Annotated in this window: 13 protein-coding genes; 4 read left to right on the forward strand and 9 right to left on the reverse strand. The window is 70.0% G+C overall.

Going from position 1 to position 14,166, the window contains the following annotated elements; genetic code table 11:
• Positions 1-6: 6 nt before the first annotated feature.
• Complete coding sequence (efeU, locus tag ACQPXM_RS34695; protein ID WP_432941975.1) at positions 7-843, reverse strand: iron uptake transporter permease EfeU; 837 nt, start codon at positions 841-843, stop codon at positions 7-9.
• Positions 844-885: 42 nt separating this feature from the next.
• The gene (thpR, locus tag ACQPXM_RS34700) at positions 886-1,449 is read right to left on the reverse strand and encodes an RNA 2',3'-cyclic phosphodiesterase (protein WP_432941978.1); all 564 of its coding nucleotides are present in this window, start codon (positions 1,447-1,449) and stop codon (positions 886-888) included.
• Positions 1,450-1,545: 96 nt separating this feature from the next.
• On the opposite strand from thpR, the gene ACQPXM_RS34705 reads away from it, so the two are divergent.
• A complete protein-coding gene (locus ACQPXM_RS34705; protein WP_432941981.1) occupies positions 1,546-2,502 on the forward strand; it encodes a hypothetical protein in 957 nt (318 codons plus the stop codon).
• Between the two features lie 26 nt (positions 2,503-2,528).
• Positions 2,529-3,995: an LLM class flavin-dependent oxidoreductase gene (locus ACQPXM_RS34710; protein WP_432941984.1), complete on the forward strand. Its 1,467-nt coding sequence runs from the start codon at positions 2,529-2,531 to the stop codon at positions 3,993-3,995.
• 18 nt (positions 3,996-4,013) lie between these two features.
• On the opposite strand, the gene ACQPXM_RS34715 is transcribed toward ACQPXM_RS34710, so the two are convergent.
• From ACQPXM_RS34715 to ACQPXM_RS34730, 4 genes are all read right to left on the reverse strand, one after another.
• A complete protein-coding gene (locus ACQPXM_RS34715) occupies positions 4,014-5,414 on the reverse strand; it encodes a mycothione reductase (RefSeq protein ID WP_432941987.1) in 1,401 nt (466 codons plus the stop codon).
• Between the two features lie 81 nt (positions 5,415-5,495).
• Entirely contained in the window at positions 5,496-6,128 is a 633-nt protein-coding gene (locus ACQPXM_RS34720) for a class II aldolase/adducin family protein (protein ID WP_432941990.1), read from the reverse strand.
• A complete protein-coding gene (otnK, locus tag ACQPXM_RS34725) occupies positions 6,125-7,459 on the reverse strand; it encodes a 3-oxo-tetronate kinase (protein ID WP_432941993.1) in 1,335 nt (444 codons plus the stop codon). Before otnK ends, ACQPXM_RS34720 begins: the two co-directional genes overlap by 4 nt.
• Entirely contained in the window at positions 7,456-8,217 is a 762-nt protein-coding gene (locus tag ACQPXM_RS34730; protein WP_432941996.1) for a DeoR/GlpR family DNA-binding transcription regulator, read from the reverse strand. Before ACQPXM_RS34730 ends, otnK begins: the two co-directional genes overlap by 4 nt.
• 86 nt (positions 8,218-8,303) lie before the next feature.
• Here ACQPXM_RS34730 and ACQPXM_RS34735 point away from each other — a divergent pair, with 86 nt between their 5' ends.
• Complete coding sequence (locus ACQPXM_RS34735; RefSeq protein WP_432941999.1) at positions 8,304-8,954, forward strand: aspartate/glutamate racemase family protein; 651 nt, start codon at positions 8,304-8,306, stop codon at positions 8,952-8,954.
• A gap of 85 nt (positions 8,955-9,039) precedes the next feature.
• Here ACQPXM_RS34735 and ACQPXM_RS34740 read toward each other — a convergent pair whose 3' ends face one another.
• Both ACQPXM_RS34740 and ACQPXM_RS34745 read right to left on the reverse strand, forming a co-directional pair.
• Positions 9,040-10,341 carry an MFS transporter gene (locus ACQPXM_RS34740; protein WP_432942002.1) on the reverse strand — a complete coding sequence of 434 codons (1,302 nt, stop codon included), beginning with the start codon at positions 10,339-10,341 and terminating at the stop codon, positions 9,040-9,042.
• Entirely contained in the window at positions 10,338-10,787 is a 450-nt protein-coding gene (locus ACQPXM_RS34745) for a MarR family winged helix-turn-helix transcriptional regulator (RefSeq protein WP_432942005.1), read from the reverse strand. Before ACQPXM_RS34745 ends, ACQPXM_RS34740 begins: the two co-directional genes overlap by 4 nt.
• Positions 10,788-10,907: 120 nt before the next feature.
• Between ACQPXM_RS34745 and ACQPXM_RS34750 the strand changes: the two genes are divergently transcribed.
• Positions 10,908-11,996, forward strand: coding sequence for a hypothetical protein (locus tag ACQPXM_RS34750; protein ID WP_432942008.1), 1,089 nt, complete (start codon positions 10,908-10,910; stop codon positions 11,994-11,996).
• Between the two features lie 19 nt (positions 11,997-12,015).
• On the opposite strand, the gene ACQPXM_RS34755 is transcribed toward ACQPXM_RS34750, so the two are convergent.
• A complete protein-coding gene (locus ACQPXM_RS34755; RefSeq protein WP_432942011.1) occupies positions 12,016-14,076 on the reverse strand; it encodes a prolyl oligopeptidase family serine peptidase in 2,061 nt (686 codons plus the stop codon).
• Positions 14,077-14,166 lie beyond the last annotated feature (90 nt).

Genomic DNA, 14,166 nt, shown 5'->3' on the forward strand with positions numbered 1-14,166 from the left:
GAGTGGTCAGGCCTGGGCAGGCACTGCGGGTGGTGCCGCCGGACGCTTGACCGGACGGAGGTAGAGCACGAGGACCGGGATCAGGTAGACCAGCCACGCGGTCAGCTCGATCACGGTCGGGGCCGGGGTGAAGTTGAGGATCCCCTTCAGCAGTACGCCGTACCAGCTGTCCGGCGGGATCGCCGCGGAGATGTCGAAGGCCAGGTTGTGCAGACCGGGCAGGATGTTCGCCTCTTGCAGGTCGTGGAAGCCGTAGGCGAAGATGCCGGCCGCGACCAGGATCAGCAGCGCGCCGGTCCAGTTGAAGAACACGCCGAGGTTGATCTTGACGGCGCCGCGGTAGATCGCGAAACCGAGCCCGACCGCGGTGATCAGGCCGAGCAGTACCCCGACGAACGGCGTCGCGGTGGTCGCTGTCGCCGCCGAGGCGTAGACGATGAACGCGGTCTCGATGCCCTCGCGGAAGACCGCCAGGAAGGCGAGCAGCACGACCGCGGCCGGTCCCATCCGCAGCGCGACGTCCATCCGGTCGCGCAGATCCTTGGCGATCGTGCGGGACGCCTTGCGCATCCAGAAGATCATCCAGGTGACGAAGCCCACCGCGATGATCGACATCACGCCGCCGATCGTCTCCTGGGTGGTGAACGACTTCGCGGTCAGCGCGGTGATGAACTGCAGCAGGGCCCAGCCGGCGGCCGCGACGGCGACCGCCGCGGCCACTCCGGCCCAGACCAGTTTGAGCCGGTCGCGATGACCGGACTTCACCAGGAACGTGGCCAGGATGCTGACCACCAGGGACGCCTCCAGTCCCTCACGCAGTCCGATGAGGTAGTTGGCGAGCATGGCGGTACTCCTGGAACTTAGGGTTGTCTAACCTTTGGAAGGTTAACCTAAGAAATCCCATTCGCCCACTGTGTCGTAGGCCGCACCATGACTCGGCCCCTCGCCCAGGCGCGACGAGATCAACCGCAGGTTCTCCGCCGTCCAGGCCGGTCCCTGGTACTCGTCGAAGACCCGCACCCAGCGCACGACGTCCATCGGCCGGCGCATCCGGGCCAGCGTCAGGTGCGGCGTGAACTTGCGCCCGTCGACGGTGACGCCGGCCTTGTTCGCCGCCGACCGCGTCGTCATCGCGAGGTGCTTGAGCGACCCGGTCTCGTCGTGCACCCCGGTCCACAACACCCGGGCATCCGGTACGCCGGGGAACGCGCCCGCTCCCCCCAGCCGCAGATCGAACGGCTTCTGCCGGGCAGCGGCCCGTTCCAGCCCCTCCCCCAGATCATCGGTCTTCCACTCCGGCACCTCCCCCAGGAACGCGAGGGTGATGTGCCAGGTCTCGTCACTGGCCCACCGAACGTCCTCGTCCGGGTGGGACCGGCGCGGCTCCACGAACTCACTCAGATGCTCGACTACCTCCACAGGCGGCACAACGGCCACGAACAATCGCATGAGAACAGACTGCCAGTTGGGCTGGCCGCCCCCAACCGACTTCCGGGTCGGGCATGATGAGGCGATGACCAGCAGATCGGATCACCAGTCCACCCGATGAGCGACGCGCACAGGCTCCGAGCCGAGGCCTTCACCGGCCGGCTCCAGCCTTGGGCCCGGATCCCCGGCTGCTTCGGCGACAGCCAGATCGTCGCCAGTTCTGTCGACCTCGACGGTCGTCTGATCGCCTTGATCGCCGATGCCGTGGCCCACGCCACGGTGGATCGGCCGTACCGGGCCCGTGCGCTGGTCGTCGGCCCTTCGGGCGTCACCGCCGATGTCGAGCTCGAGCCGCTCGACGCCGAGTACCCGATGATCGATGCCCTGGGCGACGGCTTCGTCGTGGCCGACGCACGGAACCGGCGGCAGACCGCGCCCCGGCGGCACAACGTCCGCGTCGTCGGCCCGGACGGATCGACCGTCACGTCCTTCAACGCCGGAGACGCGATCGAGCACCTGCTGGTCGACCGCTCCGGCAACATCTGGACGGGCTACTCCGACGAGGGTGAGTTGCTGATCGCCGGTAGTAGCCCGCGGCCACTTCCCGGTCTGGGGCGCTGGAAGCCGGACGGCAATCTCGCCTGGCTGCCGGCGTACGACGGTGTCGGATGGATGGACTGCTACGCCCTCAACGTCGGCGCGAAGCTCACGTGGGGCTGTCCCTACACCGAGTTCCCGCTGGTGACCGTTGATCGGAAGGGAGTACGCAGCGTCCGTGGAACAAGCGTCAGAGGCGCTCGCGGCCTCTTGGTTGCCGGGCCGCTGGTCGCCTTTCTCGGCGAGTACGACGACTACCGCCATGACCGGCGCCGGACTGTTCCCAGTCGGCAGGTGACGGTCAGCATCGGATGGAATGACGACGGCGACGGCCGCGTTTCGGTCGAGCGCAAGCTCCCGTTGACGATGCCGGACGGCAGCGCGCCGCCGGGGCAGCCGCGGCAGATCGTGTGCCGTGACGACCGGGCCTTCGTCCGGTTCGACGATCCTCGGGAATGGTTCCTGCTGGAGCTCTAGGCAGCGCAGGCAGGGCACACTGAGGTATGGACGAGCGGAAGCTGCCTTCGCCGTGTGTGGTGGTGCTGGTGGGGCCGGGGGCGGCGGGGAAGTCGACGTGGGCCGCGGCGCGGTTCGCGGGCGAACTGGTGGTGTCGAGTGATCGGCTGCGGGCGTTGGTGGGGGCCGGGGAGGACGATCTGGCGGCGAGTGCTGATGCGTTCGCGTTGCTGGAGGAGGTGGTGCGGCAGCGGATCGGGCGGCGGCTGACGACCGTGATCGACACGTTGGGGCTGGATCGGGAGCGGCGGCTGCGGTGGTTGGCGTTGGCTCGGGAGCACGGGATGCCCTGTGTGGCGGTGGCTTTCGACACCCCGGCGGCCGAGTGCCGGCGGCGGAATCGTGAGCGGGTGAAGCGGATTCCGGCCGAGGCGCTGGCGGCGCAGTTGAAGACGTGGAACCGGGTGAAGAAGGAGCTGCCGGGCGAGGGCTTCGACGAGGTGCTGCAGGCGGCGACGGAGGTTCGCGTCGTACCGGAGGCGTTCGTGCAGGCGGAGACGGCGGTACGGCGGGAGGACGAGGTGCCGCGCGGGCTGCGGTTCGGGTTGCAGATCAGCAGCTACACACACAAGGGCGGGCGGAAGACGACCGGCGAGTGGATCCGGCAGGTCGGCGCCCGGGCGGAGGCGGCGGGGTTCGACGCGATCTACGTGATGGACCATTTCCGGCAGATCCCGCAGATCGGGCGGGCCTGGGAGGACTTCCTGGAGAGCTGGACGACGCTGGCGTACCTCGCGGCCTGTACGGAGCGGGTGCGGCTCGGCACGCTGGTCACTGGCATCACGTACCGGAACGTCGCGCATCTGGGCAAGATCGTTGCCACGCTGGACGTGCTGAGCGGCGGGCGTGCAGTGTGCGGGGTCGGGCTCGGCTGGTTCGAGGCCGAGCACAAAGCGTACGGGTGGGAGTTTCCCTCGACCGCCGAGCGGTACGCGTTGCTCGAGGACGCGTTGCAGGTGCTGCCGGTGCTGTGGGGTGCGGGAAACAAGGGGTTTCGCGGCAAGGTGCTCGACGTGCCGGACACGACCTGCTACCCGCGCCCCTTGCAGGACAAGGTGCCGTTGCTGGTCGGTGGGAGCGGGCCCCGGACCCTACGGCTCGCAGCCCGGTACGCCGACGCCGCCAACGTCTTCGGCGACGCCGGCCGCGTGCGGGAGAAGGCCGATTACCTGAAGACCCAGCCGCGGCAGATCGAGCTCACCCATCTGTCGACGACGCTGATCGGCCGGGACCAGCGCGAGGTCGATGCCTTGGTCAACCAACTGCGGCCGCGCAACCAGGACCCGGCCCGGTACGCCGCGACGGTGAACGCCGGTACGATCGCCGATCAGGCCGGCCGCTTTCGCCAACTGGCCGAGGCCGGCGCCGCCGAGGTGATGTTCAGCCTGCCGAACCTCGACGACGACCTCACTCCGCTGGACGCCGCCGGCGAGGTGATCAACGCGTTCCGCTGACCCGCACCAAACCGATTTTCAGTTCTTGCCGAGCGGGATGTTCAGCAAGGCGTTCTCGATCAGCTCCGGCAGCGCCGGGTGGATCCAGTACTGACCGCGCGCCATCGTGTGCGCGTCGAGGCCGAAGCTCATCGCCTGGATGACCGGTTGCAGGATCGAGCTGGCCTGCGGGCCGATGATGTGGGCGCCGAGCAGCAGGCCGGTTTTCGGGTCGGCGAGCAGCTTGGCGAAGCCGCTGGTGTTCTCCATCGCCCAGCCGTAGGCGATACCGGCGTACTCGGCGCGGCCGACGACGTACTCGACGTTCTGCTCCTGCGCCTGTTCCTCGGTGAGCCCGACGGACGCGATCTGCGGCGAGCCGAAGACGGCGGACGGCACGTAGCGGTGGTCGGACTCGATCGGGTCGTCCGGGTGCAGCAGGTTGTGCTGGACGACGCGGGCCTCGTGGTTGGCGACGTGCTTGAGCTGGTACAGCGAGGACAGGTCGCCGAGCGCATAGATGCCCTCGACAACGGTCTGCTGATGGGCGTCGACGACGACCCGCTCGTCCTCGTCGACCGTGACGCCGGTCGCCGCCGGGTCGAGCAGGTCGGAGTTGGGGCGCCGGCCGATCGCGACCAGCACCTCGTCGACGACGATCTCGTCGCGGCCGCCGGGGCTGAGGGTCTCCAGCGCGATCGCGCCGTCGGCGCGCCGGGTCGCGCTGACCGTGTCGTGGTTCAGGCGGACGTCGTACTGGGTGGTGGCCAGCTCGGTGTAGCGGGTGGCGATCTCGGTGTCCTCGTGGCGCAACAGCAGGCCGGAGCGGGCGATCATCGTGACCTCGACGCCGAGCGAGGCGAACACGTGCGCGAACTCGGCCGCGACGAAGCCGCTGCCGATGATGCCCAGCCGGGCCGGCAGCTGGCCGAGCCGCATGATTGTGTCCGAGGTGTGGTAGCCGACCTCGGCCAGCCCGGGCACGAACGGGATGTTCGGGCGGCTGCCGGCGGCCAGCACGAAGCGGTCGGCGGTGATCACCCGCGCCTGCCCGTCGGGAGCCGTCACGGTGAGCTCCTTGGTGCCGGTGAAGCGGCCAGTTCCGTCGTACACGGTGACGTTGGCGTTGTCCGCGTGGTGTCGCCGGTACTCCGAACCGCCGGCCGCGATCGGGTCGATCCGCCCGAAGATGCGGTCCCGGATGTCCGGCCAGCGCACGCCGGTCAGCTGCTCGTCGACGCCGTACCGGGAGCTGATCGACGGGGTCTTGGCCAGGTCGGCGGTGTGCACGAACATCTTGGTCGGGATGCAGCCGACGTTCAGGCAGGTCCCGCCGAAGGTGCCGCGTTCGACGATCGCCGTCTTCCAGTCCGCGAACCGCCCGTCGAGGATCGAGTTCCCGGAGCCGGTGCCGACGATCACCAAGTCGTAATGAGTCACACCCCATTCTGACCCTGACGACAAGGCCGACCGACTCGACCCCGGTCAGCCGTTCGCGAGCCGAAAGGTCGTCGACCGCCGTCAGCGCAGCGCGGCGGCCTGAGCCGGGGTGAGCCGGACGTGTGGCAGATCGCGCAGCAGCAGACTCAACTGCGCGGCTGTCTCCAGTTCCTCCGCCAACTCCACGGCCGCGTCGAGTGACGTCCCCGCGACGACCGATCCGTGGTTCGCAAGCAGGATGACGTGATGGCGGTCGGCCAGCCGCTCCACTCCGTCGCCGAGTTCGCTGGAGCCAGGTCTGGCGTACGGCGCCAGCGGGACGTCGCCCAGCCGCATCACCCGGTACGGCGTGAGCGGCGGCAACTGGGCCAGGCCGCGCTCGTCCGGTGGAAGGCAAGCGCAGGCAGTCGCGTACGGCGAGTGCAGGTGGACGACGGCGGTCGTCTCCGGGCGTTGCCGGTAGACGGCGAGATGGACGGGCAGTTCCTTGGACGGCTTGGCCGCGCTCTTGCTCGTCAGGCCGTCGACAGTCACTTGCGCGAGGTCTTCGGCCTGGACGCGCCGCAGCGCCGAGCCGGTCGGCGTGATCAGCACCTGGTCGCCGACGCGCACACTGACGTTGCCGGAGCTTCCCGGGGACAGGCCGGCCGCGGCGAGATGCCGGCAGGCCGCGACGACTCGTTCCCGGATCTCGGTCAGGCTGTTGTCGTTCACGGCGCCACCTGCCACGCGGTGTCGAACAGGTCCGGACCGCCGAAGTTGCCGGACTTCAGCAGCAGCGCCATCGGCCGATCGCGCACCGTCGCGTACGTCCATGGCACGCCGGGAGCGGCCAGGGCGCCGATTCGCACGGTCTTCACACCGAGCGCTGCCGCGACGGCTCCGGAGGTTTCCCCACCGGCGACGATCATGCGCCGGACGCCGAGGTCCTCGACCGCTCGTACGGCGAGTTGCGCCAACGCGTCCTCGACGAGGGCGGCCGCGCGGTCGACACCGAGTTCTTTCTGCGCCCGCCGGACATCACTCGGCGCAGCGGTCGCCGAGACCAGCACAGTCGGAGGTGCGCCTGCAGTCCCGTCGGCGTGAACCGCTTCGGCAAGGTCCCGGGCCAGCCGCTCGACCCCCGAGCCGTCGCCGGCCAACGCGAGCGGATCCAGCGTGATGACCTTTCCCCGAAACGCCGCGACCTGTGCACGCGTCCGTTCCGACCCGCTGCCGGAGATGATCAGCCGCGGACCCGCCTCGATCGACGGCAGCTCCTCCGCTCCCTGCTCGCCCGCACCGGCCATCGAGCGCGCCACAGCGACCGCGAGCCCGGCACCACCGCCGAGCACAACCGGTACGTCGAGCAGCCCGATCGCTTCGGCGAGCCGGTCCAGGTCGGCATCCTCCACGGCGTCGACCAGGAGATGGCGACGACCCGCATCGATGTGCTCGCCGGCGGCACCCACCGACGCCTTCACCGCGGCCGCGATCGCCGCCGCACCACGGCGTACGACGGAATGGTCGACCAACCCGACCGGCCGAGTGGTCTGCCGCCCGAGCACGCGGACCAGGTTCGCATCCGTCATCGGCGTCAACGGATGGTCCCGCAGCGACGACTCCGACAGCAGTTGCCCGTTGACGAACAAGTGGCCGAGGTACTGCGTCCGGCCGACCTGCGGCGTGGCCGGCGTACCGAGGCTGATCGCATCCGGGCCCAGCAGGTCCACCAGCGCGTCGGCGACCGGGCCGATGTTGCCCCGGTCGGTGGAGTCGAACGTCGAGCAGTACTTCTGGTACACGTACCGAACCCCCGCATCCCCGAGGGCCCGGGCCGCGGCGAGCGAGTCCCGGACCGCCTCGGCGGGATCGTTCGTCCGGGACTTCAGCGCGACGACCGCGCAGTCGACATCGGCCGGGATCGGCTCGGTCGGTACGCCGAGCGTCACCGAGGTCGTCAGTCCGGCGTGCGCGACGCCGCCGGCCAGATCGCACGCGCCGGTCAGGTCGTCCGCGACAACGCCCAGCAGGGGCCGGTCAGTCGACCACCCCGCAGCTCTCATGGCGCCACCACCACGCGAGCGCCGCCGCTGCCCAGCAGCTCCCGCTGCTCGGCTGTCGCTCCGGAGTCGGTGACCACCACGTCGACGAGGTCGAGCCGGCCGAAGCGGATCGGCGCCCGCGCACCGAGTTTGCGATGGTCCACCAGCAGGATGGTCCGCTGCGCGACCTCGGCCAGCCGCTGCTTGATGCTCGCGTCCAACGCCTTGCTGCACAACAGTCCTGAGGCATCGACGGCCGTCGCCGACAGTACGGCGACGTCGACCGACAGACTGGCGACTCCGGCCTCGGTCGCCGGTCCGGTGAAGGATCGTGTGTCGGCCTGGTACGTGCCGCCGAGCGCGACGAGTTCGATGTCGTCGCGGGCCGCGCACGTGCTGATCACCGGTAGGGAGTGCGTCACGACCGTGACGTTTTTCGGTACGAGGGCCGCGAGCGGCGCCACCGTCGTACCGGCGTCCAGCGCGATGGTGGAAGCGTCGGCCAGCAGTTCCGCACAGGCGGCCACGATCGCCCGCTTGTCTGATCGGCCGGCGCGGTTGCGTTGGTCGAACGGCTCTCCATCGCCTGCGGTCGGGAGACTCGCGCCACCCGTCACTCGCCGGGCAAGGCCGTCCAGGTCGAGCCGCCGGAGGTCTCGACGGATGGTCATCTCCGACACCCCGAGCTCGAGGGCGGCTCCGGCTGACGACACGTACCCGTCCGCCGTCAGCCGCCGGATCAGCTCGTCGCGTCTGGCGGTCGCTCCTGTGTAACGCACTCGACCACCTCAACCTGACGGCGTACCGGTTGTCAATCACCGCACATCAATTGCGGTGTTGTCCGAATTCGCACAAACTGGGCGGCATGACTGCGCAGCTCAAGGTCGGCCTTCTGCACACCGTGCCCGCGCTGGCCGGCACCTTCCAGGACCTCGTCGCTCGGCAGAACCCGGCCTTGCGTCAGGTGCATGTCGCTGATGCGGAACTGCTGGCGACGGCTGTGCGGGAAGGCGTGACCGAGGAGGTCTTCGCGCGGGTACGCCGGCACGTGCGGTACCTGGTCGAGGACGGCGCGGCCGCCGTGCTGGTGACCTGCTCATCGATCGGCGAGGCCGTCGAGGCGGCGGCGCGCGACGCCGAGGTGCCGGTGTTGCGCGTTGACGCGCCGATGGCCGAGGAAGCGGTGCGGGCGGCCGGCGACGGTGGGCGGATCGCGGTGCTCGCGACGCTTCAGGCCACGCTCGGCCCGACCGGGCGGCTGCTGGAGCGTGCGGCCGCCGGTACCGGGGTGACGGTTGCGGCGACGGTCGTCGAAGGTGCGGCCGACGCTCGGGCGGCGGGCGATCAGGACGAGCACGATCGTCTGGTCCGCGCGGCGGTCGAGACGGCCGAGGCGGACGCGATCGTGCTCGCCCAGGCGTCGATGGCGCAGGCGGTGGCTGGCCTCGACGTTCGTACGTTCACTTCGCCGGCGGGTGGGGTCGCGGCGCTACTGGCCGCGGTCGGGCGGAGCTGAACTCCCCGGCGGACCCAGGCGGCCGAGCCGACGCCGGCGACGCGAGGTCGCGCGGCGTTGTCGAGAGATCAGGCAATCGTCGGTATCAGGCGGCCTTCGGGTTGGTGTCGACGGTCGCCTTGTCCGCGAGCAGCTCGCTCTGCGGCAGAACCTCGAGCCGCGGCCGCGGCAGCAGGTGCGGGCGGATCGCCAGGCCGCGGCGGCGGGAGAAGTAGATCACCGAGGCGGTCGTGCCGATCACGGTGAGCGCGCCGCCGACGATCAGCGACCAGCGGGCGCCGAACTCCTGGCCGACCCAGCCGATGAACGGCGAGCCGATCGGGGTGCCGCCCATCAGGACCGTCATGTACAGCGCCATCACCCGGCCGCGCATGGTCGGCTCGATGCCGAGCTGCATGGTGGCGTTGGCCGCGGTCAGCATCGTCAGCGAGGCGAAGCCGACCAGCGGCAGCACCGCGGCGTACGAGAGGTAGTTGGGCATCAGGCCGCTCGCGACCACCGACAGCCCGAAGATCAGCGCCGCGCCGATCACCAGCCGCGCCCGGACCCGTACCCGGCGGGCCGCCATCAGCGCACCGGCCAGCGAGCCGATCGCCAGGACCGAGCCGAGAATGCCGAACTCGCCCGCGCCCTTGCCGAACTCGCTCGTGGCCATCAGCGCCGACGTGAGCTGGAAGTTCAGCCCGAAGGTGCCGGCGAAGAACACCGCGACCAGCACCATCATCAGGTCGGGCCGGCGCCACAGGTAACGCATGCCGTCGCGGATCATGCCCTTCTCGCGGGCGGCCGGGGTCGGCGAGTGCAGCTCCCCGACCCGCATCAGGCGCAGCGACACGATCACCGCGGCGTAGGTGAAGCCGTTGATCATGATCACCGGCCCGGTGCCGATCCAGTGGATCAGCAGACCGGCCAGCGCCGGGCCGAGCAGCCGGGCGGCGTTGAAGGACGCCGAGTTCAGCCCGACGGCGTTGGACAGTTCGTCGCGGCCGACCATCTCGACCACGAACGCCTGCCGGGTCGGCGCGTCGAACGCCGTCCCGACACCGAACAGCAGGGCCAGCAGGTAGACGTGCCACGCCTCGACCACGCCGGTCACGGTCATCGTGCCGAGCACCAGCGCGACGGTGCCCATCGCGAGCTGGGTGACGGTCAGGACCTGGCGCTTGGGGAAGCGGTCGGCCACCAGCCCGGCGTACGGGCCGAACAGCAGGGCCGGGAGGAACTGCAGGCCGGTCACGATGCCGAGCGCCGTCCCGGAATGGGTCAGCTCCAGGACCAGCCAGTCCTGGGCGACCCGCTGCATCCAGGTGCCGACGTTCGAGACGATCGCTCCGGTCGCGTACAGCCGGAAGTTGCGGACCTTGAAGGCCCGGAAGGTGGGACTCACGCGCCCGCCAGACGTTCGAGAACAGGTGCTGCCTTACGCAGGATGTCGCGCTCCTCAGGGGTCAGTTTCTTCAGCTTGGTCTGCAGCCACTCGTCGCGGCGCCGGCGGTTGGCCCGCAGCAGCGCGTGCGCGGCGTCGGTCAGCTCGACCACGATCTGGCGCTTGTCGGTCGCGTGCGGCCGGCGGACCACCAGGCCGGCCTCTTCCATGTTCGACACGATCCGCGTCATCGACGGCGGCTTGACCTGCTCGTGGGTGGCCAGCTCACCGATCGTCATCGCGTCGTGCTTGCCCAGAGCCCCCAGTACGCCGAGCTGGTTGGCGGTCAGGTCGTGCCCCTGCTCGCGCTGCCGGCGGATCTGCCGGGACAGCCGCAGGGTGGACGACCGCAGCGCGCTGGCCAGGCCGACGTCGGTCTTCACCTGCTGGGCTACGACTTCGGGCATGTCGTTAGCATAACTCATTACCTTTGCTAACGAAAACGATCGGGCCGCTATTCCACCCTGCGGACCGGCGCGGCACCGGAGCGGCCGGCCGGAACCCGTCAGCCCATAGGGTGTGCCGCCATGGGCACACCGGTGGAGCTGGACAGGTACGAGCAGCGGTTTCGGCGCGCCGGGCTGCCGCTGTTCATCGAGGACTTCTCGCCGACGCACGACATCTTCGCCCGGGCCACGCCGGTGCTGGCGCTGGTGTTCGTCGCCGAGGTGCTCGGCGCGATCGAGCTGACCTGGCCGTGGTGGCAGAACGCGCTGGCCGTGCTCGGCGGGCTGACCGTGCTGATCGGCGGCTTCGGGCTGCTGAACGGACTGCGCGGACGGCCGTTCTGGTCCTTCCCGACCCGGTTCGGGACTCCCGAGCTGGCCGTCTTCGTCCTGCTGCCGGCGCTGCTCCCGGTGATGTCGCACTTCCAGTGGAAGCAGTTCTTCGGCGTCGCGCTCAGCAACCTGGTCCTGATCGGTCTCGTGTACGTCGTGGTCGGCTACGGCCTGATCGGTACGACGGTCTGGGGCGTACGACGCCTCGCGAGCGAGCTGGCGAACTCCGTCGCGAGCTTGATCCGGGCGCTGCCGCTGCTGCTGGTCTTCTCACTGGTCCTGTTCGTGAACACCGAGATGTGGCAGGTCTTCGCGGGCATGCCGGTCGCCTTCATCGTGCTCTCGGCGATCGCGTTCGCGCTGCTCAGCGACCTGTTCCTGGTGCTGCGGCTGCCCCAGGAGCTGGACCGGATCGAGGCGGACGCCGGAGGTTCGGGCCCGCCGCTGCGCCGGATCCAGCGGCTGAACCTGAGCATCAGCCTGGTCGTCCGGCAGTGGATGCAGGTCCTGGTGGTCAGCGCCGGCGTCGGCGCGTTTTTCGTCGCGTTCGGCATGCTGGCGATCAGCGGGCACCTGTACGACGAGTGGGGCATCGACCGCGGCGCCTGGTCCTACCAGTTCCAGCTGCTCGGCCACCCCGTGCTGATCAGCGCGGCGCTGATCAAGGTCGCCATCGGCATCGCGAACTTCACCGGTCTGTACTACTCGATCTCGCTGATGACCGACGCGACCTACCGGGCCGAGTTCCTCGACAACGTCTCGGACGAGCTGCGCACGCTGTTCACCGCCCGCGCCGAGTACCTCGACCTGCGGTCCCGCCTGCCCAGTTCGAGCTGAGCAGGCGGGACGCGGCGGGTCACTCCATGCCGAGCGCAGCCTTCAGGAACTGCAACTGGTGGCGCATCAGCCCCTCGGCCGTGGCCTCGTCCGTCGGCATGTGCGTCGCGCCCGACAGCGGCAGCACCTGGTGAGGCCTGCCCGCGGCCAGCAGAGCCGCTGACAGGCGCAAGGTGTGGGCAACCACCACGTTGTCGTCCGCCAGTCCGTGCACCAGCAGCAGCGGACGGGACAGCTTCGCCGCCTCCGGGATCGACGAGCTCCGGTCGTAGGCCTCGGGGTTCTCGTCCGGGCTGCCGAGGAAGCGCTCACGCCAATGGGTGTCGTAGAGCCTCGGGTCGTGCGGACCCGCGCCCGCGACCGCCGCGTGGAAGACGTCCGGCCGGCGCAGGACGGCGATGGTCGCCAGGAGGCCGCTGTAGCTCCAGCCGGTGATGCCGACGCGGGTCAGGTCGAGGTCCGGGTTGTGCTCGGCCGCGCCATGCAGAGCGGCGATCTGGTCCTCGAGTGGCAGCGACAGGGTGTCGCCGTACACGGTCTTCTCCCAGGCGGGTCCGCGGCCCGGCGTACCGCGGCCGTCGGCGATGACCACGGCGAACCCGTTCTCGGCGTACCACTGGGCGGTCGGGTACATCGGGGTGAGGGCGCGGACGGCGAGTTGCAGCGCCGGGCCGGCGTACGGGGTCATCAGGACGGGCAGCGTCATGCCGGGCTCGTACCAGGACGGGAGGATAAGCGCTGTCCGGAGCTGCCGCTCGCCCGCCTGCAGCCAGGTGATGCGTGGCGCCAGCGCCGGCTTGGCGGCCAGCGACTGGATCTGGCGGTCGGGGCCGCCAGTACGTCGTACGGCGAACGTCTGGCCGGTCTCGGTGTTGGAGACGACGACGGGACCGACCGCCGTGTGGATGCCAGGAGCGTCGGTCAGCCGGCGCAGTCCGGTCGGGTCGTGGACCCAGAGGTGGCGCTCCGTCGGCTCGTCGTTGGCCTGGAAGCGGACGGTCTCGCCAGTGACGTCGACGACCGCGCGCAACTGGAGTCCTTCCGGAGTGACCGGCCGGCCGTCGATCATCAGGCGGCGGGTGGAAGGAGTGTCGTCGGCGACCACCAGCTTGCCCGAGGCGGTTCGCGCCGGAGTGCCGGGGACGAGCTCGACCCACGCGGGATCGTGCTGTTCGTGCAGGAGTTCGGTCCGGCCCGTCGCGGGATCGGCGGCGAGAACCTGCACGGTCTTCTGGTCGCGGGACTGGACGCTGATCAGTACGCCGTGCGCGTCCCATGCGACGGTCGGCAGGTACTCGAAGTCACCCCAGACGATCTCCGTGCTGCCACCGTGCAGATCGAAGACGTGCAGGCTGACCAGCGCGTTCGCGGTTCCCGCGGCCGGATAGGCGACTTCGCGGGGCCGGGCGCCGGGGTTGGCCGGATCGGCGATCCACCAGCGCTGGACCGGCGTCTGGTCCACGCGAGTGGCGAGCAGCCGAGTGCCGTCGGGCGACCACCAGTGGCCGCGGCTCCGGTGCATCGACTCGGCGGCGACGTGCTCGGCCAATCCCCAGGCGACGTCAGGACTGTTGCCGGCGGCCACCTCCTTGTCGTTGCCGTCAGCAAGTTCCAGGACGTGCAGCGCGCCGTCGGTCACGTAGGCGACGCGGTGACCGGTGGGGTCCAGGCGAGGGTCGACGACGGCGCCGGCGGTGTCGAGCTTGCGCAGTACGCCGGTGGGCAGGTCGTAGTGCCAGAGCGTTCCGTTGACCGGGAAGACCGCGGCGGACAGTGCGTCGTCGGTGGAGAAGGAGACGATGCCGCTGCCGTGCTCGCGAGTGCGTTCGCGGCGGATTCGCTCGGCCTCGGGGACCGGGCCGTCGGCGCCGAGGTGTTCGGGAGCGACGAGCAGCCGCTCCTCGTCGCCGTCCAGCAGCCACAGGCAGCCGGCTCGGTCCTCCGGGCCGCGGGTGCGCAGGAAGAGCACGCGCTCGCCGTCCGGAGACGCGGTGAAGGCCTTCGGCAGGCCGAGGGAGAAGCGTTGGGTGCGGGCCGCCAGGGCTGGATAGCTGTCGATGTACGAGCGTTCGTTGGTCATAACCGAGACTCTGGGCGTCGTAGCAGCGACCGCGAGAGGGGATGGTGTGAAGTCGGAGAACCCGAAGAGATCAACAGCTTAGCAACCACG

Origin of the sequence: Kribbella sp. CA-253562, assembly GCF_050942265.1 — a bacterium.
Lineage (GTDB): Bacteria > Actinomycetota > Actinomycetes > Propionibacteriales > Kribbellaceae > Kribbella.